The sequence below is a fragment of the Hymenobacter canadensis genome (assembly GCF_027359925.1).
Taxonomy (GTDB): domain Bacteria; phylum Bacteroidota; class Bacteroidia; order Cytophagales; family Hymenobacteraceae; genus Hymenobacter; species Hymenobacter canadensis.
Window position 1 is genome coordinate 2,930,324 of record NZ_CP114767.1, and the last position, 22,544, is coordinate 2,952,867.

At 61.2% G+C, this 22,544-nt stretch carries 19 protein-coding genes and 1 tRNA gene; 6 read left to right on the forward strand and 14 right to left on the reverse strand.

Going from position 1 to position 22,544, the window contains the following annotated elements:
* Window positions 1-125: 125 nt before the first annotated feature.
* A tRNA-Lys gene (locus O3303_RS12635) sits at window positions 126-201 on the reverse strand.
* 238 nt (window positions 202-439) lie between these two features.
* Here O3303_RS12635 and O3303_RS12640 point away from each other — a divergent pair.
* Complete coding sequence (locus tag O3303_RS12640) at window positions 440-1,471, forward strand: quinone-dependent dihydroorotate dehydrogenase (RefSeq protein ID WP_269558754.1); 1,032 nt, start codon at window positions 440-442, stop codon at window positions 1,469-1,471.
* Window positions 1,472-1,701: 230 nt separating this feature from the next.
* Here the strand turns inward: O3303_RS12640 and O3303_RS12645 are convergent, their stop codons facing one another.
* Window positions 1,702-2,787, reverse strand: a complete 1,086-nt coding sequence (locus O3303_RS12645) for an acyloxyacyl hydrolase (RefSeq protein ID WP_269558755.1) — start codon at window positions 2,785-2,787, stop codon at window positions 1,702-1,704.
* Window positions 2,788-3,011: 224 nt separating this feature from the next.
* Between O3303_RS12645 and O3303_RS12650 the strand changes: the two genes are divergently transcribed.
* Together O3303_RS12650 and O3303_RS12655 are read left to right on the forward strand one after the other, a co-directional pair.
* The gene (locus O3303_RS12650) at window positions 3,012-3,767 is read left to right on the forward strand and encodes a porin family protein (RefSeq protein WP_269558756.1); all 756 of its coding nucleotides are present in this window, start codon (window positions 3,012-3,014) and stop codon (window positions 3,765-3,767) included.
* A gap of 134 nt (window positions 3,768-3,901) precedes the next feature.
* Window positions 3,902-4,567 carry a porin family protein gene (locus O3303_RS12655; RefSeq protein WP_269558757.1) on the forward strand — a complete coding sequence of 222 codons (666 nt, stop codon included), beginning with the start codon at window positions 3,902-3,904 and terminating at the stop codon, window positions 4,565-4,567.
* Window positions 4,568-4,680: 113 nt separating this feature from the next.
* Here the strand turns inward: O3303_RS12655 and O3303_RS12660 are convergent, their stop codons facing one another.
* The 6 genes from O3303_RS12660 to O3303_RS12685 form a co-directional block, all read right to left on the reverse strand.
* Window positions 4,681-6,045 (reverse strand): dipeptidase, encoded by a 1,365-nt coding sequence (locus tag O3303_RS12660; RefSeq protein WP_269558758.1) that lies wholly within the window; start codon window positions 6,043-6,045, stop codon window positions 4,681-4,683.
* A 66-nt stretch (window positions 6,046-6,111) separates the two neighbouring features.
* Window positions 6,112-6,528, reverse strand: coding sequence for an STAS/SEC14 domain-containing protein (locus tag O3303_RS12665; RefSeq protein WP_269558759.1), 417 nt, complete (start codon window positions 6,526-6,528; stop codon window positions 6,112-6,114).
* A gap of 78 nt (window positions 6,529-6,606) precedes the next feature.
* Window positions 6,607-7,038 carry a hypothetical protein gene (locus O3303_RS12670; protein WP_269558760.1) on the reverse strand — a complete coding sequence of 144 codons (432 nt, stop codon included), beginning with the start codon at window positions 7,036-7,038 and terminating at the stop codon, window positions 6,607-6,609.
* Window positions 7,039-7,271: 233 nt separating this feature from the next.
* A complete protein-coding gene (locus O3303_RS12675) occupies window positions 7,272-7,595 on the reverse strand; it encodes a hypothetical protein (protein ID WP_269558761.1) in 324 nt (107 codons plus the stop codon).
* A 20-nt stretch (window positions 7,596-7,615) separates the two neighbouring features.
* Entirely contained in the window at window positions 7,616-8,254 is a 639-nt protein-coding gene (plsY, locus tag O3303_RS12680; protein WP_269558762.1) for a glycerol-3-phosphate 1-O-acyltransferase PlsY, read from the reverse strand.
* A 181-nt stretch (window positions 8,255-8,435) separates the two neighbouring features.
* Entirely contained in the window at window positions 8,436-13,817 is a 5,382-nt protein-coding gene (locus tag O3303_RS12685; protein WP_269558763.1) for a hypothetical protein, read from the reverse strand.
* 293 nt (window positions 13,818-14,110) lie between these two features.
* On the opposite strand from O3303_RS12685, the gene O3303_RS12690 reads away from it, so the two are divergent.
* Window positions 14,111-14,452, forward strand: coding sequence for a hypothetical protein (locus tag O3303_RS12690; RefSeq protein ID WP_044015850.1), 342 nt, complete (start codon window positions 14,111-14,113; stop codon window positions 14,450-14,452).
* A 79-nt stretch (window positions 14,453-14,531) separates the two neighbouring features.
* On the opposite strand, the gene prmA is transcribed toward O3303_RS12690, so the two are convergent.
* On the reverse strand, window positions 14,532-15,365 hold the full coding sequence (prmA, locus tag O3303_RS12695) for a 50S ribosomal protein L11 methyltransferase (RefSeq protein ID WP_269558764.1): 834 nt from the start codon (window positions 15,363-15,365) through the stop codon (window positions 14,532-14,534).
* 174 nt (window positions 15,366-15,539) lie between these two features.
* Here prmA and O3303_RS12700 point away from each other — a divergent pair, with 174 nt between their 5' ends.
* Entirely contained in the window at window positions 15,540-16,244 is a 705-nt protein-coding gene (locus O3303_RS12700; RefSeq protein WP_269558765.1) for a hypothetical protein, read from the forward strand.
* A 77-nt stretch (window positions 16,245-16,321) separates the two neighbouring features.
* Window positions 16,322-16,585 carry an OmpA family protein gene (locus tag O3303_RS12705; RefSeq protein ID WP_269558766.1) on the forward strand — a complete coding sequence of 88 codons (264 nt, stop codon included), beginning with the start codon at window positions 16,322-16,324 and terminating at the stop codon, window positions 16,583-16,585.
* A 67-nt stretch (window positions 16,586-16,652) separates the two neighbouring features.
* Here the strand turns inward: O3303_RS12705 and O3303_RS12710 are convergent, their stop codons facing one another.
* From O3303_RS12710 to uvrA, 5 genes are all read right to left on the reverse strand, one after another.
* Window positions 16,653-17,036 carry a 7(1) septoil knot domain-containing protein gene (locus tag O3303_RS12710; protein WP_269558767.1) on the reverse strand — a complete coding sequence of 128 codons (384 nt, stop codon included), beginning with the start codon at window positions 17,034-17,036 and terminating at the stop codon, window positions 16,653-16,655.
* A gap of 145 nt (window positions 17,037-17,181) precedes the next feature.
* On the reverse strand, window positions 17,182-17,946 hold the full coding sequence (gene tpiA / locus O3303_RS12715; RefSeq protein ID WP_269558768.1) for a triose-phosphate isomerase: 765 nt from the start codon (window positions 17,944-17,946) through the stop codon (window positions 17,182-17,184).
* A gap of 50 nt (window positions 17,947-17,996) precedes the next feature.
* Window positions 17,997-18,782 carry a TspO-related membrane protein gene (locus O3303_RS12720; RefSeq protein ID WP_269558769.1) on the reverse strand — a complete coding sequence of 262 codons (786 nt, stop codon included), beginning with the start codon at window positions 18,780-18,782 and terminating at the stop codon, window positions 17,997-17,999.
* A 73-nt stretch (window positions 18,783-18,855) separates the two neighbouring features.
* The gene (locus tag O3303_RS12725; protein ID WP_269558770.1) at window positions 18,856-19,329 is read right to left on the reverse strand and encodes a hypothetical protein; all 474 of its coding nucleotides are present in this window, start codon (window positions 19,327-19,329) and stop codon (window positions 18,856-18,858) included.
* Between the two features lie 255 nt (window positions 19,330-19,584).
* Window positions 19,585-22,437 carry an excinuclease ABC subunit UvrA gene (gene uvrA / locus O3303_RS12730; RefSeq protein ID WP_269558771.1) on the reverse strand — a complete coding sequence of 951 codons (2,853 nt, stop codon included), beginning with the start codon at window positions 22,435-22,437 and terminating at the stop codon, window positions 19,585-19,587.
* Between the last annotated feature and the right edge of the window lie 107 nt (window positions 22,438-22,544).

Sequence of the window (22,544 nt, forward strand, 5' to 3'; positions counted from 1 at the left end):
TGTGGCTCACGCGAGTCCGGAAGCTGTGCCGGTTGGTGGTGGCTGCACCACTTAGGCTTGCAGGGACTTTGGCTTCCGGTGGGCAACAATAAAAAACCCTCACTGCGAAGCGCAGTGAGGGTTTTTGGTGATCCCGCTGGGATTCGAACCCAGGACCCATACATTAAAAGTGTATTGCTCTACCAGCTGAGCTACAGAATCAGTTCCCGTTGCATTGGCCTTGGCTTCCTGCTGAAGGGATGGCAAAAGTACTAGGTCATTTCACTTCCTGCAAGCTTTTTTCTGCCTTTGCGGTCAGGCAGCCCCCATTGCGCACCCGATCCAACTAGCTTTCAGGCATATATCTTTCAAAATAAATTTTTCGGAAGCTGTTGCCAGACCGCGTGCCCGCTAACGGAATAAGTGGGAGCTTTGTCTTCCGGAAACGCGCTGGTCAGCCATGTACAAATCCCTACTCAAGCCCCTGCTCTTTCAGCTCGACGCAGAAAAAGCGCATCATCTGGTGTTCGACAACCTGCGGCGGGCCCATCGGGTGCCGGGCGGGGCTGCGCTGCTGCGCGGGCTCTACGGCTTTCAGCACCCGGATCTGGAGCGGGAAGTGTTCGGGCTGCGGTTTCGCAACCCGGTGGGGCTGGCCGCCGGCCTCGACAAAAACGCCGAGCTGCTGCCGGAGCTGGGCGAGCTGGGCTTCGGCTTCGTGGAAATCGGAACGGTGACGCCGCGGCCGCAGCCGGGCAACCCCACGCCGCGCCTGTTTCGGCTGCCGCAGGATGGGGCCCTGCTCAACCGCATGGGCTTCAACAACCAAGGCGCCGCCGCCGCCGCCGAGCGGCTGCGCGGCCCGCGGCCGGCCGGCCTGATTGTGGGCGGCAACATCGGCAAGAACAAGGACACGCCCAACGAGCAGGCCGCCAATGATTACGTGGCCTGCGTGGAGGCGCTGCACGCCGTGGTCGACTACTTTGTGGTGAACGTATCGTCGCCGAATACGCCGGGGCTGCGGCAGCTGCAGGAGCGCGAGCCGCTGATCCGGTTGCTGCAGCAGGTGCAGGAGCGCAACGCCACGCTGCCCTCGCCCCGCCCGCTGCTGCTCAAAATAGCTCCCGACCTCACCGACGCCCAGCTCGACGACATCCTGCTGATAGCCCGCGAAACGCAGCTCAGCGGCCTCGTGGCCACCAACACCACCATCAGCCGCGACGGACTTCAAACCGACGCCAGCCACGTGCAGAGCCTGGGCGCCGGCGGCCTGAGCGGCCGCCCGCTGCGCCAGCGCGCCACCGAAGTGGTACGATACCTGCATCAGCACAGCAAGGGCGCGCTGCCCATCATCGGGGTGGGCGGCATTCACTCGCCCGAGGATGCGCAGGAAAAGCTGGCGGCCGGTGCCTCGCTGGTGCAGCTGTACAGTGGCTTTGTGTACGAAGGCCCCGGCCTGATCAAGCGCATCAATCAGGCGCTGGTGAAGTAGCGGAGTACTGGAGTAGTGGATTGAACGTCATGCTGAGCCTGTCGAAGCATCTCTACCGCTTCGCGGGAACGTCATTCTGCGGGAACGTCATTCCGAGCAGCGCGAGGAATCTCGCGTGCTGTCGCTAGCCCCGCAACCCATACGAAGCGGTAAAGATGCTTCGACTGCGGCTGCGCACACTGGCTTGATGCGCCACATGCTCAGCATGACGTTCAACCCACAAATCCACCCTACAGCTTCACGCCCACTTTCCACTCGATTACGTCGGCGGAGCCGCGGTGGACTTTGAGGTCGACGGCGCCGAATAGACGGTCGGTGACGTGGTATTTCAGGCCGATCCGCTCGTAATAGAACGTGTTGGACTTGTAGGGATTGTAGAAGTAGATGCCCAGGTGCGTGACGACGGCCAGGCGGCCGAACAGCAGCTCGTGGCCGATAAGGGCGCCGGCCTTTTTCACGTCGGGCAGATTCTCGCTGGTGCGGGCGGTGTCGCGCAGCTCGGGCACCAGGCTTCGGTCGTAGAAGCCTTCGAGGCCCACCAGCAGGTTACTTTTGCGCCCGACGCGGCGTCCGCCCAGCACTGACACGGAGTGCACGAGGTACTTCTGCCGGTCGGTGGCGCTACGCTGCTTGAAGCCCAGGCTGGTGCTCAGGTTGAGGAAATTCCGGCCCAGGTCGGTGGGCGTGTCGTCGGCGGGCGGCGCTAGTGGCACGAAGGGGCGCTGCTGGTGGTAGTTGAGCCCCAGAAACACGGTGGGCAGGTTGATGCCGAAGTTAGGCTTGGTGGTCGCGCCGTTGGAATAGTGGTTGAGCCCCAGCCCTACCAGTAAGCCCAGGTGCTCGGCCACGGCCACATCGTACTCCAGGCGCATCTGAAGCACGGCATTCAGGTGCGAACTGACGATGGTGTTTTTGTGGTTGGTTTCGAGGTCGAATGGGTTGGTGAAGTAGGCCAGGCCCGTGCCCAGCCGAAAATTCAGCTCGTGCCGGGGCGAGTACAGAAACCGTTTGTTGAGGTAGATGGTGGAGGCGTAGGAGCGGCCCAGCACGGGGTTGTGGTAGTCGTAGTAGACCAGCGCCAGCCCGATTTTGGGGTAGCGGTACCAGGCGTGCCAGGGCTCCGAGCCATTCGTCTGGCGCTGCAGGTTCAACTCCAGACCCGTGGGGTGCGACACGGCCAGATGGCTGATGGCCGGGGTGTGGGCCAGAATAAAACTACCCTGCGCGTAGGCCCCGATTACCAAGGGGCCGGGCGAGGTATACTGCGCCTGCAACGGCCCGGCGAACAGCAGCAGCAGCGCCCCTGCCAGCTTCATTATCAAGCGACTATAAAAGAACATACGACAGCAAAACGAGCACTAAAGTAGGCATCCAAACCGCTGCCGCCCGCACGCCCTGCCCAGATTAATTTTTCGCTGCAACGCAACATTATAGGTGCTTCTTTCGCTAAGAGCCCCTGAAACGGCCCCACTGGTGGCCCCCAGCCCCGAATTGTGTTGCCGTTCCGTGTTTGCCACCTCCCCCCCCCTCACCTATCCTCATGAAAAAGTCTCTTGCCCTCACGCTGGCCCTGGTGTCAGCAGCTGCCGTTGCTCACGCCCAGGACGCTGGTGGTTTCCGTCTCGGCGTGAAAGTTGGTGGTACCTACTCCAACGTTTCCGGCGACAACGTAAACCTGCTGACCGGCCCCGGCTACAGCACCGACCTGGGCGACTACAAGCTGGGCTACAATGCAGGTATCAGCACCATCATCCCGCTCAGCAGCGACGGATTCTTCGCGTTTGCGCCTGAGTTGCTCTACAACCGCAAGGGATACGAAGTTCAGTCAAACCAAACCGGCAACCTGGGCACGGAAAACGGCAAGACCGTAACCAGCCGCGAAGTGGAGCAGCAGCGCGTGCTGCACTACCTGGACGTGCCGTTGCTGGCCCGCATCAACGCCGGCGGCCTGTTCTTTGAGTTGGGCCCGCAGGTGAGCTACTTGTTCGGCTCGAAAAACAAGCAGCAGACTACCACCAAATTCGCCGATGGCACCAAAGTAAAAACCGACAACGACGGCGGTTTCCTGGACTACAGCGGCATCAAGCGCGGCGAGTCGTCGAAGTCGGATCTAGCGCAATTTGACATCAGCGGCGTGGCTGGTGTTGGCTACATGACCGATGGCGGCATCAGCCTGGGCCTGCGCTATGCGCGCGGCTTCAACTCACTGATTGACACCAAAGACACCGACAACGAGCCCAAGGCGTTCAACAATGCCTTCACGCTGCAGTTGGGCTACCTGATTCCTACCAAGTAGGTTCTGGCACAATACGCTTTGAAAACGGCCGTTTCTTCCCGCGAAGAGGCGGCCGTTTATTTTTGCCGCCACAACCCGCCTGCCAGCCTGGCTCGTATAGTGGGCACTGTGGTTCACCTAACCTTTTTTACCCCATGAAAAAGACTTCTGTTGCTCTGTTTGCCCTGCTGCTGCTGGGCGGCGCCTCCGCCCACGCGCAGGGCATCCGGTTCGGCCTGAAAGGCGGCGCCAACCTGTCCAACATCTCAGGCGACCTGACCGAGGAAGACCGCTACAAAAACAAAGTTGGCTTCCACGGCGGCGTCATGCTCAACATTGGCCTGCTCGACGACGGCTTCCTGTCGGTGCAGCCGGAAGTGCTGTTCTCGCAGAAGGGCTTCACCTACGCCGACGATGAGTTTAACATTGCCGGCGCGCGGGTGAAATACGATGGCGACCGGACCTACAACTACATCGACGTACCGGTGCTACTGAAAATACGCGCCGGCGGTGCCTACTTTGAGGCCGGCCCGCAGTACAGCTACCTGCTGAAAGTGAAGGACGACTCGAAGGTGTCCATCAACGGCAACACGGCCTTCCAGAGCCAAGGCGTAGCCGACCTCGACAACGTGAACCGCAACGAAATCGGGTACGCTGCCGGCCTGGGCTACCAGGCCGACAACGGCCTGATCCTGGGCCTCCGCTACAACGGCTCGTTCACGGATTTCGGCAAAGACGGCTACACCGGCGACGCCGACGTGCGCAACGCCCGCAACTCGGTGTTCCAGGCTTCGGTAGGCTTCCTGCTGCCCGGCAAATAACCGGTAGGCAGTAGCGCGAATACAAAGTTCGCGCTACTGGCCACCGACCTCAACAAGCAAAAAGCCCGGCTCCTTATCAGGAGCCGGGCTTTTTGCTTTCAGAAAACCACTTCTTATGCCTTCATGGCGGCCGCGTAGTTGCGGTAGAAGTGCGGGATGGTTTCGATGCCTTTCAGGAAGTTGAAGACGCCATAGTGCTCGTTGGGCGAGTGGATGGCGTCGGAGTCGAGGCCGAAGCCCAGCAGCACAGTGTCGAGGCCCAACTCGGTTTTGAACATGGCCACAATCGGGATGGAGCCGCCGCCGCGCGTGGGGATAGGGCGCTTGCCGAAGGTGGTTTCCATGGCGTCGGCGGCGGCTTTGTAGGCCACTGAGTCGGTCGGCGTCACGACGGGTTCGCCGCCGTGGTGGGGCTTCACGACTACCGTTACGCCGGCGGGCGCAATGCGAGTGAAATGCTGCTGGAACAGGGCCGTGATTTCGTCGGAAGTCTGGTGAGGCACCAGACGCATGGAAATCTTGGCGTAGGCCTTGGAGGCAATGACAGTTTTGGCGCCCTCGCCGGTGTAGCCGCCCCAGATGCCGTTCACGTCGAGCGTGGGCCGGATGCCGATGCGCTCCACGGTGGAGTAGCCCTTCTCGCCGTACACGTCGTTCAGGCCGATGCTTTGCTTGAACTCGTCGTCGGAGTGCGGCACGCGGTTCAGCTCGGCGCGCTCTTCGTCCGTCAGCACCGCCACGTTGTTGTAGAACTCGGGGATGGTGATGTGGTTGTTTTCGTCGTGCAGGCTGGCGATCATCTTGCAGAGCACGTTGATGGGGTTGGGCACGGCCCCGCCGTAGATGCCGGAGTGCAGGTCGCGGTTGGGGCCGGTCACTTCCACTTCGTGGTAGCTCAGGCCGCGCAGGCCCACCTCAATGCTGGGCGCGTCGTTGGCGAGCATGCCCGTATCCGAAATCAGGATGACGTCGGCCTTGAGCTTTTCCTTGTTGGCGCGCACGAAGATGCCGAGGTTGTTGGACCCGATTTCCTCCTCGCCCTCAATCATCACTTTGATGTTGCAGGGCAGGCCGCCTTCCAGGTTCATCATTTCCAGGGCCTTCACGTGCATATACACCTGGCCTTTGTCGTCGCAGGCGCCACGGGCGTAGATCTTCTCGTCTTTGATGACGGGCTCGAACGGCGGCGAATCCCAGAGCTCATACGGGTCGGCGGGCTGCACGTCGTAGTGGCCGTACACGAGCACCGTGGGCAGGCTGGGGTCGATGATTTTCTCGCCGTAGACGATGGGGTTGCCGGCCGTGGGGCACAGCTCTACCTTGTCGAGGCCTACTTCCTCGAAGCGGGCTTTGAGGTATTCGGCGGCTTTCAGCACGTCGCCGTGAAACTTGGGGTCGGCCGAAACCGAAGGGATACGCAGCCAGTCGAGCAATTCGCTCAGAAAACGGTCCTGGTGCTGTTCGAGGATGGAAGCCATGCGGGAAGCGGGGTTAGTGGGGAATCCGGGGGTAAAAGTAGCCAACAGATACGTAGGAGCCGTGTGCTACCGCCCCGATGCCAGACTCTGCCGCAGCCACGCCGCGGCGTCTGCTTCGTTGTCGAAAATTCGGGTTTCGAAGGCCTTGAGCTGGGCGTAGAAGGTGGCAGCCGAGGAATCGGCCATGGAATCGGGCGTGCTGATCATGGCCAGGTAGCGCAGGCCGGCCGCCGCCGCGTTGGGCGCCCACTCGTTTACCACCCAGTCGATGGAATGGTCCCAGGGGCCGAGCACGTTGCGGGTATCGTTGAGCACGGCCTGGTAGCTGGAGCGGGCCAGCGCCTCCGTGTAGGCCCGGGCGCCGGCCTTGATGCTGTCGGTGGTGAGGTAGCCCATCCAGTCCACCGCAATCCAGCGGTTTGCGGTATCCTGCTCCACGCTGATGTAGGTGCGGCCCAGGGCATTCTGTAGGGTCTGTTTCATGGGTAGTAGGGGGCAAAAGACAGCAACCGCCTTCCGGCGCTATTGGCCGATGGGGAAGAGCGAAAAAAACAGGCTCGGCTAGGCGTGCAACGCCTTGTGCAGCCAGCGCTTGGCCTCGGGCAGGGTACGGTGATGGGAGGGCTCAATAGTGTATGCGGCGGCAGCCTCGGTATTGGCCGTGTAGTTCTGTACCGAAATCTGCCCAAACACGTTTTCAGCCAGCACGAAGCTGACGTGCCGGATGCCGGCGGCGTAGGCCCGGGGGTTCCAGACGGTATCGAGCCAAGTCTGGTCGGTGGGGGTGATGGCGCTGATCAGGCGCGTATCGGCCAGCCAGCCCAGCGGCTGGGTGCGGGTGGCTTCCTCGATGTACAGGTCCAGGCCCCGGTCCATGAGCGACTGAAACTGCTGGCGGTTTGCGAAGCCGTGCCACTGCACAATCAGGCAGGGAACTTCCGGCGCCAGCAGCATAGAGCCATACGATTCCGCAATCAGGACGATATCAGCCATTGGGAAAAAGCAAATTAAGGGATTCAGGTTCGAGCATTATTGCTGCGTTGAACCAATGTACAAACATACCACGCCCCCGCGGTTAGCCCTAGCGTTACAGTAACCGTTTGTAGTGGTCGCGCCAAGTGCTATCAGATAGCAGCCAACAACTTGGTATTGGCTACTAGGAAGAAAATTCAGGCAGACAGGAACAGATGCTATAGAGCAGATAGATGCTGTTTACCTGGTTGCTACTATTCGCAGCTTACTTCAAACAACGTACGCCGTCCAGCACGAGTGCGGTAGAACTCCATCGTGCCAGCTTCTTTTCTCAGGCTGTCGCCTACCAGCAGCGAGTCCCACAAGTGGCTCCTGTCATAGAAATACAAGGTAAACTCACTATCACCCGTTGGCTGCCGGATACCTATCATCGGATAAGTATGATTGAGGCTGTCGTTGTATTTTTTAACCACTACCGCTTTAATATCCATCGGCAGAATTTGCTCACGATAATACTCCTGGCAATCTGCACAAGACGCCAGGCTACTCACCAGCAGCAATAAGCAGTGTCTTTTCATTCTCAGTCCAGTTTCCTACTTCACTTCTTCCACGGTAGCGGCACGCGGCTCTCGGTGCCGGCCCGCAGCCGCCCGATGTTGGCGCGGTGGGTGTAGATGAGCAGCGCCGCCAGAATAAAGCCGAACCACACCAGCAGCGGGTTCTGCGGCCGGAATGCCGGCAACAACTGTAGCAACGCAAACGCCACCCCGGCCGACATGCTGCTCAACGACACGTACTGCGTGGTAGCCAGTACCGCCAGAAACACCAGCACGCACACGCCCACCGTGGCGGGCGCAATAGCCAGCATCATGCCCAGCACCGTGGCCACACCCTTGCCGCCCCGGAAGCCCGCAAACACCGGGTAGATATGCCCCACGATGGCCAGAATTCCGCAGGCCAGCTGGAAATACAGCAACTGCCCGGGCGTGATGGCGCCCTGATTGAGCATCACTTGGGCCAGCGAGGTGGCGGCCCAGCCTTTCAGCACGTCGATGGCCATGACGAACGAGCCCGGCTTCTTGCCCAGCACCCGGAAGGTGTTGGTGGCACCCGCGTTGCCGGAGCCATGCTCCCGGATATCGAGGCCGAAGAAACGCTGCCCCACCCACAGGGCCGTTGGGATGGAGCCAAGCAGGTAGGCGGCCAGCAGCAGGCCGAGGATGATAGCAAGATTCATGGATGGGGAAAGAGGGAGATGGCCAAAGATAGAAAGTGCAGCATACGCTTCTGCGCGCCAGCCGGCCAAAAGCGCATAGTGCGGTAGCAGGCAGGCCAGGCAAAGCCTGCGCTGGACGGCACAGGCTAAAGCCTATGCTACAACGCAAAACGCCCCGGCTGGGGGCCGGGGCGCTGGTTGCTTAGGAGTCGCCGAAGGGGTCGTCTTCGTTGTTTTTCTTCTTTTTGGCGTCCTCCTTGGCTTTCTTCTCTTCTTCCTTCTTCAGTCGCTCGGCTTCCTTCTTGGCCTGCTTGGGGTCTACGGCAGGCTCTTCGTCGGCGGGGTCGGCGGCTACGGGCTCGGCGGCTTTCTTGGGCTTCTTGCCGGTGTCTTCTACCGGCTTCTTGCCGGTGTCTTCCACCGGCGTTTCGTCGGCCCCGAAGGCGGCTTCCTCCTTCTTGTTTTTCTTCTTCTTGTCTACCGGGGCTTCCTCAATCGGCATGCCGTCGGCGTCGAAGGCCGGCTCGTTGCCTTTCTTCTTTTTCTTCTTGCTGGTATCCTGGTCGAAGTCGAAGTTGCCGGTGCTCTGCGCGCCCGACGATACCGGCGCCTTGATCTTCTTGGGGTCTTCGCGCAGGTAGTCTTTGCGGAAGTGCGTCAGGTACTGCTGCACTTCCTGGTCGTCGCCGAGGAAGAAGCCGTACTGGGTGGCCGTGTTGTAGTCGCCCTTGGCGGCGCGGCCCACAATCTCGTCGAAGGAGCCGTGCTGGGCCTTGGCCAGCAGCGCTGTGCCCGAGTACTTGAGGAAGTACCAGGTCTGGGGCTCGGCCTCCAGGTACAGGTTCACCTCGTCGGTGTTGTTTTCGCCCTTCCGGATTTCAATGTAGCCGTCAATCAGCGCGTTCAAATCCTTCTTGCCGATGCTCACCAGCCCGATCTTGCCGACTGAGTGCCAGGCCTTGAACTTCTCGTTCCAGCGCAGATTCACCTTGTTCAGCACCACCGTGTGCAGCATCTTGGCCGAAAGCTTCTGCAGCGGCTCGTACTTGCCGCGGCGCTCAGCGTAGGTCTGCACGCCCTTGTTGCCGATAAACTCGGCCAGCTTGTACAGTTCGTCCTGCGAGCCGTCGAGGGCCTCGGGCGCACCTTTGGTGTTGGTGGCCATGTCCACGCCCATGGCTTCCACGGCTTTCTCCGGCAGGTTGATGTCGAAGGTCAGGAAGCTGTTGATGGAGTAGCGGTTGCTGTCGGGGCGGGCGGTGCCCACGCCGGAGGCCGTGAGGCCGTAGTCTTTGCTGGAGTTGATGAAGTTGAACTTGCCCCGGAAGCTCAGCGCCGACGAAGAGTCAATAAAGCTCATCACCGAGCCCTCGTACTGATTGGGGTCGGCCAAGTCGTGCTTGGCGATGGTGTACACGCCCTTCTTCTGGTCGAAGGCCAACGTGCCACCTGCCTGGAAGAAGTTCCGGTCGATGATGTCTGGTTTGGGGCCGGCGAAGAGCGGGTACACCTTGCCCGTACCGTCGGACAGGAACAGGCCCGTGAACAGGTTGTCGTCGGCGGCCTTCACGCCGGGCTCCGGAATGCGCAGCCGGATGGCCTTGGGGTCGATGGAATCCTGCACCGCAAACCACTCGGCGGCGGCAGGCACCTTGCTGAACTCCAGCCGTGCCTGCCCGTCGAAGATGAAGCCTTTGCGCTTGGAGTTCATATTGACGCCGCCGCGGTAGGCAATGCGCGGCGCCAGGTGGAACTTGTCTTTGGCGTCGATGGTGGCCACGGCCGTGGTGGGTGGCGAAAGCGGGGCGTTACCGCTGTCGTCGTTGCGCTTGAGCAAGCCGCCTTTCTTGGCTGCCACCGGCTTGGCGCCTTTCGCCGAGCCCATGCCCACCGCCGCCGAGTCGATCTGGAAGTTGGCGAACTTGATGGCGAAGGAGTCGGCAGAGGCGTTTTTGTAGCTATACAGGGCGTTACCGGTGAAGGCATTGCGCGACAGCACCTTGATTTCGCCCTGGTACAGCTTGTGGAACTTGGCCAGCGTGTCCATCACGATACCCGCGTTTTGGAAGGTGCGCATCTGGGCGTTGGCCAGCACATACACCTTGCTGGAGTCCGGCGAAATCCAGGCGTCGGCGGAGGCAATGTAGGGCACGCCGCCGGCCACGAGGCGGTAGCGGGCCAGGTCGTACTGGCCGGTAGCGGCCCGGAATTTCAGGCCGTTCTGGTCTTTGCGGGTCGAGTAGAAGTAGGAGCGCGTGGAGTCGGCACCGGGCGCCACCTTCAGCTGCACCAGCTTCTTCTTGAAGTCCCAGACGCCGCCCGACAGCGTGGTTTTGTAGTCGGAATACGGCAGGTCGATGCTGGACTTGGCGTCGTCGCTTTCGCGGGCGAAAACGGTGTTGCCGTTCTTCACATCGTAGGCAAATACCACGTTATTGGCCGTCAGGGCGGGCTTGTTGGGCTCGGCCGACTTGATGCTCAGCGTGGACTGCTTGCCGGAGTAGCTGGTGGGCTTGAAGGCAATCTGGGTGGAGCGGATAAACGACTGCGGGCCCTCAATGCGGCCGTCGCCGTAGAGGCCGCCCGGCGTGAGCGTGGCCACGCCCTTAAAGCCGTACTGGTCGCCGTAGAGCAGCATGGGCTTGCCCGCAGTGCCGGCCTGGGTGCTCAGGTACATAGAGTCCTGCTTCACGGCCCACTTCATCTGGTAGCCCGGCGGCAGGTTCACCTTGCTAAACTCAGTACCGTTGAGCGGGCCCGGCAGAATGGTGCCGGCCTTGCCTACGGTCACCACGGAGTCTTTGTAGAAAATAAACTGCTCGGAGCTGAGCGTGCTGGTCAGGTACTTGATGTCGCCGATACCCTGGATGCCGCGGTTGCTCATCTTCACCTGGTTGAACAGGCGGCCCTTGCCGCCATACACCGGCACGCCTTCCTTGGGCAGGGCGTAGGTGAAGCCCAGCGAACCGTCTTCCTGCAGGCTAAGCTTGGTTTTGATGTCAGGCACGATGCCGCCACTCACGAACGTGCCCTTGAAGCCCACCGCCGAGCGGTTCTTGTTGTTGAGCGAGTCGAGCTTGAAGGGCGGGATGTCGAAATACACGGTCGTGTCGTAGGCGCCGCCCAGCACTTCGGGCTTGTCGAAGTACACGTAGGCCCCGGTCGTGGCGTCAAACGACGGGTATGAGCCCAGCTTCTTGCGCCCCGACTTGTTGTTGGGGTGGTTGATGTAGAGCTTGCCGGTGGAGGTTTTCTTTTTGTTGGTAAGCGTGAAGTCGGTGTCTTTGCGGGCCTTCATCACCGAGCCTTTCGAGTTTTTGCCCTTCACGATGATGGAGTCAATCTGGGCTAGGTCGATGAAGAAGCCGTCGTAGTCGAACTTGAACTCCTTGCCTTTGAACACAAACGCCGATGCCACCACCGTGCCATTGAACAGAATACCGCGGTTCTTCTGGATCCGTATGATGCTGGAGTCGGGCTTCACGAACACCGTCACGGAGTCGTCGGAGAAGTTAAATCGGTCCACACCCCGCACAATTAGGTCGTTGGAGTTCAGGTTGAGCGTGGCGTTCTTGCCCGACGGCGACAGGCTCTTAATGGCAATGTGGTCGTAGTCCTTTTTGCCACGGCTGGAATTCACGTAGTGCGTGGCCTTAGGCCGCAGCGTAATCTGCTGGGTCAGGGGGTTCCAGTCTACGTAGCCGTCGCGGGCGAGGCCGGCAGCGGCGGAGCGCACGTTTTCGGGCTTGAGCTTGCGGAAATCGGCTACTTCCTGCACCGTGAAGCGCTTGCGGTTACCGTTTTCGGCGCTGTAGCCCACCACCATCTGCAGCGGGTGCAGCTTATTAATGGCCTTGATCTGCTGGTAGCGGGTGTTGGTGTAGAACTCCTTGCTCTCGAAGTTGGCCGTCACCTGGTTTTTGGCCGTCAGGATGGAGAACTGGATATCGGGCGTCCGGATGGGCCAGGTCAGCATCTCCGCCGTGATTTCCATCTGGTGGTAGGAGTCGTAGTAGGGCGTGGTTTTGTAGAGGCCAGCCTCGCGGGCCAACTGCAGCACCTGCGCTTTCTTGTTGTACTTCAGCTTCACGCCGGGGTGCGTGAGCGAGTCAATCTTATCCTCGAAAATCGACACCGAAGCCCGCTCCGCCGTGATAACCGAATCGCCGAGCACGTAGGCGCGGCTGTCGGCCCGGAACTTGGGCTTGCCGTCCACGTCCACGAAAATGCGCGACAACGAACCGTCCAGCGACGCCGACAGCGTGCGGCTGCCCGCCAGCGAGAAGCCCCCGTAGTAGCGGATGTTTTCGCCGATGTTCTTGACGCGGGCGTCGTTGGTGAGCGAGATAAAGCGCGGGTAGCCGGAGTCGGCCGCGCCCGGCTTCTTTTTCACGCTCTTATACGACAGCGCCCCTTTCACCGGCGTTTCCAGCACCGCCGGATAGGTCAGCGTCACGGGCTCGGCCGTGAATTCAGGCTTGTTGAGGTCGAAGTCGTAGCTGGCGAGGTCGGCCGTGACGGGGTTGCCGTTCACCTGCCAGGCATACTGGCCGCCGTAGCCCACAAACTTGCCGGTCAGGGGCAGCACGGCCCCGCTGGTTTTGGTGATGGTAATCGAGTCGGCGCTGGTAGAAAGGAATAGGTCGGCATCCTTGAGTAGCAGCACCGGGCCACGCGTGGGCGGAGCCATGTAGCTGTCGTAGTACGGGGCCGGCTCGTAGGCAGGCTCCGGGGCCGGTGTGGCAGTTGGTGCAGCACCCGCTTTGGCAGGCGCCGCTTTGGCCGTGGTTTTCTTAGGCGTGCCCCAGCCGTCGTTGCTGTCGCCCCAGCCGCTGCTGCCACTGCTGCTCCACAGGTCGGCGGTGTCCCAGCCGTCGGAGCTGCGCTTTTTGGCGGGCTTCTTGGCGGCCGGCTTGGCGCCGGCTTTGGTATTCATCGGCTGCGTGACTACCGGCGCCGACACGGGCGCGGGCGCCGGAGCCGGTGCAGGCGCCATGCTGGGCATGTCCTGGTCGTTGTAGGCGAAGGAGAAGCTGCCGCCTACTACCCGCAACGAACTGTAGCGCGAGCTATACAGCACCTTGGTATCCAGAAACTGCGCCGTGCTGACAATGAACTTAGACGCCTCCGGGCCCGGGTCGCGGCGCACGGTTTTGGTGAGCACCTCCAGCAACTCGTCGGTCTGGCGGTCGGTGAAGTTCTGCACGGTAGCGCCCGCCACAATGGCCCCGAACAACGCCTCCAGGTGCGGGCGGGGCTTGTAGCCCAGCGTCTGCATCTGTTGTGCCAGCGCCACAATGGACGCTTGCTGACTGGCCGTGAGCTTGTTGCTGGCCCAAAGCTGCTGCAGCTTGGCGGCGGTATTTTTGGCCGCCGCGTTGTTGGTGGCCGCCATCATCAGCTGCACATCCTGCATAAACTGCGTGGGGTCGGCGGAGAGCTTGCCATTAAAGCGCGGCACCGCCGCCGGGGCGGCGGCAGGCTGCTGGCGGGCAGGCGTTTGCGGCTTGGGTTGCTGGGCCAGGGCGGGCATACTCAGTGCCAGCAGCAGGGCGCTAAGCCACCCGAAAGCGAATTGCTTCATAGGAAAATTCGTCGGAACCTGATAAGTCGCCTACAATTTCGTTAATAGTCGGCATACTCAGCGGCCTGATAGTACCCGCTCCGCTATTTTGCTGGTTTCAGACTATTTACCTCGCCTACCGTCCTACAATCAGCGTCGCCGCCGGATGGGTTTGGGGAGCAGAAGACGGTAATAAATAATACAACAGACACACAAATTTCTTGCAAAGTTTACCGGCCAGCTCAGCTAAAACGGTATCTTTCGGAATGCATCTGCGTATCTTATAAGCAGAACTTTCTCATTTGCCTTGTCTTATGCTAAACGCTGCTTCCCGGCTTTCAGCCCTCGCCCCGAACGCGCTGCTACGCGCCGTCCAGACGCTGCGCGACGACATCACGCAACGCCTGGGCAAGTCTTCCGCCACTGTATCGGAGTGGAAGGAAATGCTGCTGCTCGTAGACCCTGAAGTACAGGTGCGGCCGGAGTGCGGCACCATCATCGTGCGCCGGGGCAAAGCCGCCCTCGACCGGCTGGCCCGTCATTTCCTGGTGTCGCCGCAGGACGTGCTGCCCGCACTCAACTGTAAGGCCCTGGTCCACGAAAACCCTGTGGACTACGGCCTCTCCGACGAGGAATGGCTGGCGCTCTGCCTGTAGAATTCGTCTGACTCCTAACGCAGGAAGGCCCGCACTACCAGGTAGTGCGGGCCTTCTTTTTTGCTGTTGGCGAAACCTATTACGCCTGATAGAAAATGGCCGATACCCAATGGTTCTGGGTGCGGTGGCTGCCGTAGCGCAGGCCGTTCTGTTCGGCCGCCGCCCGGATCAGGGCCAGGTCTTCCTCGTAGAATCCCGAGAACAGAATGGGGCAGCCGGACTTCAGGTACTGGCCGTAGGCGCCCATGTCATCGAGGAGCACGTTGCGGTTGATGTTGGCCAAGATGATGTCGAACGGAGCCTCCCCTTCCAGGGCGGTGATGTCGCCGAGGCGGGCCTCCACCTTGTCCTGCACGTTGTTTTCGAGGGCGTTGTCGGCGGCGTTTTCGGCGGTCCAGGGCTCCACGTCCACGGCCAGCACGTAGCTCGCACCTAAGTGCACGGCCATAATGGCCAGGATGCCGGTGCCGCAGCCCATGTCCAGCACGCGCTTGCCCTGGTGGTCTACATCCAGCTGATTGGCAATCATCAGGGCCGTGGTATCGTGGTGGCCGGTGCCGAACGACATGCGCGGCATAATCACGATTTCGTACTGCAGGTCGGGCCGGGCCTCGTGGAACGGCGCCCGCACTGACACCTTCTCGGCGATTACCAACGGCTCGAAGTTCTTCTCCCACTCGGCGTTCCAGTTCTGGCGCGTAATCACGCGGTGCTCGTAGCCCAGCTCACCCTGGCCCTCGTAGCGGCTCATGATTTCGGTTACGGCATCGGCCGCAAACTGGTCTTCGTCGATGTAGGCGCAGAAGCCCTCGTCGTTGTCTTCGAAGGTACTGTAGCCTACTTCGGCCAGCTCGGCCACCAGGATGTCGGCCAGCTCCCGGGGGGCCAGCACGCGCACTTCAACAAAATCCATAGTCAGGGAGGAAAAATTCAGGTTAGCCGGCCGGGCCGGGGCCGCAAAGGTCGCAGGAAAATCGGGCTGGGCCAACGCAGGCCCTTAAACAGCAGCCGGTTTTATGCATCTACCATTTTATATAAATATTACTTCCTTTGAACCACCAACCTCACTCCTATCAACCACCGTTCCATGAAAACGACGATCCGACTCGTAGCCTCCTGCGCCTTGCTGAGCCTGCTGGCCTCCTGCGGCGCTAAAGACAACGCCGAAGAAACCACCGCCGCCGAAACCACCACGGCCACTACCACCACCGAAACCGCCGCGGCCCCCGAAGCAGCCCCCGAAACTGCTGCGCCTACCGCACCGGCCGCAACGTTCGACATCAGTACGGTGCCGGTGAGCAGTGCCAACCTGGGGCAGTATCCGTACCTGAGCGGCCTGAAAGACTACAAAGTAAACACCAGCAACAGCGAAGCCTACGAGTTCGAGCTCGCCTACATCTTCGACGGCCAGAACCTGGTGCCCGTAGAGGGGAAGGTGTCACAGCGCCTCTTCGACCCTAATGACAGCGACCAGAAGGCCTCGGAGCTGATGATTTCCCGCAACTACGCGGCCCTGCTGCAAGACCTGAGTGCCACCAAAGTATCCTCGGCCAAAGTCCCGCGGGAAATCATTGATAAAGTGGGTAGCGAAGAAGCGTACAAGCACGGCAAGTGGAGCCTAAGCACCGACCACGTAACCGATACCTACCTGATCCGGCAAAAAGACAAGGAAGTTTGGGTGCAGGTGACTCCCCTGGGCAGCGACGGCAGCTACAACATCACGGTAGCTGAGCGGGCAGCCATGCCCCAGCAAGCCACCGTCATTCCGGCCGCCGACATAAAAAAAAACTAGATGCGGAAGGCCACATAGCGCTCTACCTCAACTTCGACACGGATAAGGCCACCCTCCGGCCCGAGTCGGCGGCTGGCGTGGCGGAAGTTCTGGCGCTGCTCCGCCAGAATCCGGCGCTGCGCCTAGCCGTACAGGGCTACACGGATAACGCAGGCACCCCAGCCTACAACCAGCAGCTTTCCGAAGCCCGGGCCGGCACCGTAGTGGCGGAGCTGGCGAAAGCCGGCATTGCGGCCAGCCGGCTACAGGCCACCGGGCTCGGCCAGAGCCAGCCCTTGGCTGACAATGCCACCGAAACCGGCAAGGCCCGCAACCGACGCGTAGAACTGGTGAAGCTGTAGACCATACCCAAAAAAAGAAGCCCTTCCTCAACTGAGGAAGGGCTTCTTTTTTACTTGGCCGGAACGGTTACTGCTTACGGCACCCTGCAAAGGAGCGCACCTTGGTGTAACTGATGCTGAAGTCGGCCAGGGCGCGGTTCGGGGACACGAACAGCACGTAGTCGGCGAAGTCGCGGGTTTCGGTGAGGTACCACAGGCCGGGCTTGTCGGCGAAGAGCTTGTTGCTTTCCGGGAACACCAGCACGTCGGCAAACGCCTCTTCAGGCTCCTCATACACCGCCCCGAAGCAGAAGCCGCGGCGGTTGGGGTCGCGCTCTAGGTACACCGAGCCGTAGAGGCGGCACGGCTCCAGCGAAGCTGCCGGTGCCGGCGCCACAAAAGGTATCCGGGGTTGCGGGGCCGCAAACGGGTTCAGAGCCAGCAGGCCGGAGAGTAGCAGGGTAGAAAGCATACAAAGAAGCTAGGGCAACCTAAAAAAGCTGTCATCCTGAGGCGGTAGCCGAAGGACCTTATCACGCGGAAACGGCAATTTTCGTTCCAGCGTGGCAAGGTCCTTCGGCTACCGCCTCAGGATGACATACGCTACGTGTGGTAACCTAGAACGACTTGATGATTTCGGTGAAGTCGCGCGACTTGAGGGCGGCACCGCCGATGAGGCCGCCGTCTACGTCGGGCTGGCTGAACAGCTCGCGGGCGTTCTGGGCGTTGGCCGAGCCGCCGTACAGGATGCTGGTGTTCAGGGCCGCCTCGGCGTCGTAGGCGCGGGCAATCTGCTCGCGGATGAAGGCGTGCACCTCCTGCGCCTGGGCGCTGGTGGCCGTTTTGCCGGTCCCGATGGCCCAGATAGGCTCATAGGCAATAACTACTTGGTCGAACTCCTCATTCGAGAGGTGAAACAGGCCGTCTTTCAGCTGCTTGCTGATGTAGTTGAAAGTCTCGTCGGCTTCGCGGGTTTCCAGGGTTTCGCCCACGCAGAAGATGGGCTTGAGGCCGGCGGCTAGGGCAGCCTTCAGCTTCTCACTCAGCAGCTGGTCGTCTTCGCGGAAATACTGGCGGCGCTCCGAGTGGCCCAGAATCACGTACTCAGCCCCCACCGACTGCAGCATCTTGGCCGATACCTCGCCAGTAAACGCGCCGCTTTCTTTCTGGTGGCAGTTCTGCGCGCCGAGGTGGAACCGGCTGCCAGCAGGCAGCTGCTTGCCGATGGAAGCCAGGAACGGAAACGGCGGGCAGATAACCACCTCCACCGCGGAGCCGGTCACTTCATCCTGCACCATGTTGGTGATTTCAGACACCAGCGCCAGGCCATCCTGGAGGGTCATGTTCATTTTCCAGTTGCCGGCAACGAGGTTCTTGCGCATAAGAAGAAGAGTAGAGAGAAAAGTTGTTGAGGGGCCAAATTACGGACAATTCATACGCCCAGCGCCCGGCGCCGGCGGCGCGAGGCCAGCACGAAGCTACCCGCTGCCACCACCACAGCGCCTACCAGCGCCGCCCAGGCCAGCTCAGGGTACTCGGGGCGACGCGCCACCCAGATGGCCAGCAGCGCCCACGCCCCTACCAGCGCCGGGGCCTCGTCGCGGAACTCGCGGGCCAGCAGCAGGCCCAGGCCCACCACCACAGCCAGCAGCAGCAGCGTCAGGAGCACCGTGAAGTTTTCGGCGGCCTGCCAGCCCAGCTGCCGCAGCCCGATGGTGATGTTGATGGTGGCGGCCACCGAAATCCAGCCCAGGTACAGCGCAAACGGCACGCTGGCCCAGCGCGGGGCGCTGTGGTCCAGCACCCGCCGCCGGGCCCGGCCATACACCACAATCAGCGCGCCCAGAATCACGAGCATGGTGGCTACGCTGGGCAGAATATGCTCGAAGGCAAACAGCACCACCCAGCCGGCCGTGGCCACGCTGGCCAGCGTGAGCGGCCGGGCCACGGCATCGGGCAGGGAAAGTTGGCGCTGGGCCGGCAGCAGCTGCCAGATGGCGTAGACCGTCAGGGCCAGGAAAATCAGGCCCCAGATGCTGAACGCGTAGCCGGCCGGCGTGAGCAGCGTCGGGTATTTGGCCGACACCTCGCCCATATTCTGCCCGTTGAAGGGAAAGGCGTTGGAGTAGTAGTTCAGGAAGATGTTGCCGAAGATAGTGGCAGCGGCCAGCCAGCGCCAGAGGCGGCTGGTGGCGGAGGATTGCGAGTGAGCAGACATAGCAGCAAAGAAAGCAGGCTTCCGTCTACGGCCGGGCTACCGCAATGTTGACGCTCCCCCGGCGCCCGGCACTTCAGAGCACGCGCAGAACGCTGGCGGCGAAGCGGGCGGGCTGCTGCTGCCACTCCTGCCACAGCTGCTGCCGGTGCGGGGTCTCGCCCAGCAGCCAGTTGAAGGCCGACTCAGCATCCAGGAAAAAGTGCAGCGCAAACGGGGGTTTCAGGGCCTGCTCGTGCACGGGCGCGGTAGCCACCAGGTAGTTGTGCAGGTCCGTCGGGAGCACTAGGGCCAGGTGCTGCACGGGGGTGGTGGCCATGGCCGCAAACCACTCCTGCGCAATCCAGGTTTGTTCGGGGTAGCCCAGCGGGGGCACGCCCAGCATGTCCACCAGCCAGTTGGTGACGTGCTTGCGGCGGCTAAACGCCATGAGCCACTCCAGCGCCGGCCGGAAGCCCTGCACCTGCTGGCCGGCCCGCCATGCCACGCGCAGCAGGCCGGTAGGCGCGTCGTGCTGCACCCGCAGCATCGGATTTTCCATAATCATCATAGCCCGCTACGCATCTGGTTATCTCTATATAAGTTACTTTATTTGACGCATTTATCAAGCAGCCAACACCCGAAATGCATTTGCCAACAAACAACACCGCCCCCAACCGGCACGAAGCTGATTGGGGGCGGAAGGTATTGGGGACTGACCGATGTAAAGACGCAATACTTTGCGTCTCGTCGTTGCTGACTTCAGTACAGATTGTTCAGCGACGAGACGCAAAGTATTGCGTCTCTACACTGTTCAACCAACTTTCTACAGCTTGTCTACCAGGAAGCGGGCGGTGTGGTTGGTGTCTTTGTGCTTCACCATTTCCTCGGGTGTGCCTTCGAAGAGCAGGTGGCCGCCGTTGGTGCCGCCTTCGGGGCCGAGGTCAATCACCCAGTCGGCACACTTGATGATGTCCATGTTGTGCTCGATGATGAGCACCGAGTTGCCCTGCTCCACCAGCGCGTTGAGGGCCGTCATCAGCTTGTTGATGTCGTGGAAGTGCAGGCCGGTGCTGGGCTCATCGAAGATGAACAGGATTTTATCGTTCTGCAGCGTGTTGCCCTTGGTCAGGAACGAGGCCAGCTTCACGCGCTGGGCCTCGCCGCCGCTGAGCGTGTTGGCCGACTGCCCCAGACGAATGTAGCCCAGGCCCACGTCGTGGAGCGGCTTGAGGCGCTCCACGATTTTGGTCTGCTCTTTAAAGAAGGTAAGGCTATCCTCGATGGTCATTTCCAAAACATCGTTGATGGCCTTGTCCTGGTACTTCACGTCCAGCACGTCCTGCTTGAACTTGCGGCCCTCGCAGGCTTCGCAGGTCAGGTAGATGTCGGCCATGAACTGCATTTCAATCTTCACCTGACCCTCGCCCTGGCACACCTCGCAGCGGCCCCCGTCGATGTTGAAGGAGAAGTGCGAGGGTTTGAAGCCCCGCGCTTTGGCCAGCGGCTGATCAGAGAACAGCGTCCGGATGGCGTCGTAGGCCTTCACGTAGGTGACGGGGTTCGAGCGGCTGCTCTTGCCGATGGGGTTCTGGTCCACGAACTCCACGTGCGTTACCTGGCCATTTACGCCGGTGAGGCGGTCGAACTTGCCGGTGGCTTCGCCCGCGCCGCCACCCAGCTGCTTGAGCAGGGCCGGGGCCAGAATCCGCTTCACAAGCGTGCTTTTGCCGGAGCCCGATACGCCCGTCACGACTGTCATGACGTTCAGCGGAAACTTCACCGACACGTTTTTAAGGTTGTTTTCGCGGGCGCCGGTCAGTTCCAGCGCGTTGCGCCAGGGGCGGCGGGTTTTGGGCACTTCCACTGCCATGCGCCCGCTCAGATACTGGCCGGTGTAGGTGTCGGAGGTCAGCACCTCGGCGTAGGTACCCTGGAACTGCAGGATGCCGCCGCCCGAGCCGGCCTCGGGCCCGATGTCGATGATCTGGTCGGCCTGCTCCATCATTTTGTCCTCGTGCTCCACCACAATTACGGTGTTGCCGAGCTGCTGCAAGGAGCGCAGCACGCCAATCAGCTGCTCGGCGTCCTTGGGGTGCAGGCCAATGCTGGGCTCATCCAAGATGTACATGGAGCCCACCAGCGCCGAACCCAGCGAGGTAGCCAACGAAATCCGCTGGCTTTCCCCTCCTGAAAGTGTGCTGCTGAGGCGGTTGAGGGTGAGGTAGCCCAAACCCACGCGGTTCAGGTACTCCAGCCGGTTGGTGACTTCCGTCACGAGACGCTCGGCTACTTTGGCTTCGTGCTCGGGCAGGTCGAGGGACTGGAAGAACTCCAGCGCCCGGCTCACCGGCAGCAGCACGATATCGGTGATGCTATGCTCCTGAATCTTGACGTACTGGGCGTCTTTGCGCAGGCGCGTGCCCCGGCAGTCGGGGCAGGTGGTGCGGCCCCGGTAGCGGCTTTGCAGCACGCGGTATTGAATTTTGTGGGTCTGCTCGCTCACCCACTTAAAGTAGGTATCGAGGCCCTCAAAGTACTTATTACCCTTCCAGAGCAGGGTGCGTTCGGCGTCGCTCAACTCGTTGTAGGGCCGGTGAATCGGGAAGTCGAAGCGGATGCCGTTTTTCAGCAGCGGCTTCAGCCACTCACTTTGCTTGTCGGTGCGCCAGGGAGCAATGGCGCCCTCGTACACCGTCATGCTCTTGTCCGGAATTACCAGGTCCTCATCAATGCCCAGCACCGAGCCGAAACCCTCACAGGTCTGGCAGGCACCGTAGGGGTTGTTGAAGGAGAAGAAGTTGACGCTAGGCTCCTCAAACACTACCCCATCCAGCTCAAACCGGTCGGAGAATTGCTTGGTGGTGGGCTCCGTGGCGGTGCTGGTCTGCTCGCTGACCAGTAAGCTGCCGTGGCCCTCGAAGAAGGCGGTTTGCACCGAGTCAGCGAGGCGGAAGGTCAGGTCTTCGTCGCCGGGGATGATGACGGCGCGGTCAATCATGATGAAGACTTCGCCCGTTACTTCAGGCTGGCCTTCGGCAATGAGTTCTTCGATAAAGGCAGTTTCTCCGTTCACTACCACCCGGCTGTAGCCTTTCTGGAGCAGCAAATCCAGCTCCTTGCTCATGGGGCGGCCGTCCTGGGCGGGCTGCAGGGGGGCCAGCAGCATCACGCGGGTATCGGCGGGCAGGCGCATGAGGTAGTCCACCACGTCGGCCACGTTGTCCTTTTTCACCTGCTCGCCGCTCACGGGCGAGTAGGTGCGGCCCACCCGCGCAAACAGCAGCTTCAGGTAGTCGTAGATTTCGGTGCTGGTGCCCACGGTGGAGCGGTTGTTCTTGATGCTGACCTTCTGCTCGATGGCAATGGCCGGCGAAATGCCCCGGATGTAGTCCACGTCGGGCTTGTCCATACGGCCCAGGAACTGGCGGGCGTAGCTGCTGAGGCTCTCCACGTACATGCGCTGGCCCTCGGCGTACAGCGTATCAAAGGCCAGACTCGACTTGCCCGAGCCCGACAGGCCCGTCACGACAATAAACTTGTTGCGCGGAAGCGCCACGCTCAGGTTTTTGAGGTTGTGGACGCGGGCGTTTTTGATGAGGATAAACTCGCGCGGGTCGAGCTGGTCAATGGGGTCGGCCGCGGGGGCGGCTACTTGCAGAGCGGAGTTGTCAGCCATAGAACGGGTAAACAGCCGCCGCCCGGGGTTTGGTTTCCCTGGGTGCGGTTTAGGTCAGGCGAAGGTACGGCGGGGGCGGCTGGATTTACTTTAGATCTAGCAGACAT

Coding starts and splice junctions, on each gene's coding strand:
- O3303_RS12640 (WP_269558754.1), top strand. CDS start 440: ATGTACAAATCCCTACTCAAGCCCCTGCTCTTTCAGCTCGACGCAGAA.
- O3303_RS12645 (WP_269558755.1), bottom strand. CDS start 2,787: ATGAAGCTGGCAGGGGCGCTGCTGCTGCTGTTCGCCGGGCCGTTGCAG.
- O3303_RS12650 (WP_269558756.1), top strand. CDS start 3,012: ATGAAAAAGTCTCTTGCCCTCACGCTGGCCCTGGTGTCAGCAGCTGCC.
- O3303_RS12655 (WP_269558757.1), top strand. CDS start 3,902: ATGAAAAAGACTTCTGTTGCTCTGTTTGCCCTGCTGCTGCTGGGCGGC.
- O3303_RS12660 (WP_269558758.1), bottom strand. CDS start 6,045: ATGGCTTCCATCCTCGAACAGCACCAGGACCGTTTTCTGAGCGAATTG.
- O3303_RS12665 (WP_269558759.1), bottom strand. CDS start 6,528: ATGAAACAGACCCTACAGAATGCCCTGGGCCGCACCTACATCAGCGTG.
- O3303_RS12670 (WP_269558760.1), bottom strand. CDS start 7,038: ATGGCTGATATCGTCCTGATTGCGGAATCGTATGGCTCTATGCTGCTG.
- O3303_RS12675 (WP_269558761.1), bottom strand. CDS start 7,595: ATGAAAAGACACTGCTTATTGCTGCTGGTGAGTAGCCTGGCGTCTTGT.
- plsY (WP_269558762.1), bottom strand. CDS start 8,254: ATGAATCTTGCTATCATCCTCGGCCTGCTGCTGGCCGCCTACCTGCTT.
- O3303_RS12685 (WP_269558763.1), bottom strand. CDS start 13,817: ATGAAGCAATTCGCTTTCGGGTGGCTTAGCGCCCTGCTGCTGGCACTG.
- O3303_RS12690 (WP_044015850.1), top strand. CDS start 14,111: ATGCTAAACGCTGCTTCCCGGCTTTCAGCCCTCGCCCCGAACGCGCTG.
- prmA (WP_269558764.1), bottom strand. CDS start 15,365: ATGGATTTTGTTGAAGTGCGCGTGCTGGCCCCCCGGGAGCTGGCCGAC.
- O3303_RS12700 (WP_269558765.1), top strand. CDS start 15,540: ATGAAAACGACGATCCGACTCGTAGCCTCCTGCGCCTTGCTGAGCCTG.
- O3303_RS12710 (WP_269558767.1), bottom strand. CDS start 17,036: ATGCTTTCTACCCTGCTACTCTCCGGCCTGCTGGCTCTGAACCCGTTT.
- tpiA (WP_269558768.1), bottom strand. CDS start 17,946: ATGCGCAAGAACCTCGTTGCCGGCAACTGGAAAATGAACATGACCCTC.
- O3303_RS12720 (WP_269558769.1), bottom strand. CDS start 18,782: ATGTCTGCTCACTCGCAATCCTCCGCCACCAGCCGCCTCTGGCGCTGG.
- O3303_RS12725 (WP_269558770.1), bottom strand. CDS start 19,329: ATGATGATTATGGAAAATCCGATGCTGCGGGTGCAGCACGACGCGCCT.
- uvrA (WP_269558771.1), bottom strand. CDS start 22,437: ATGGCTGACAACTCCGCTCTGCAAGTAGCCGCCCCCGCGGCCGACCCC.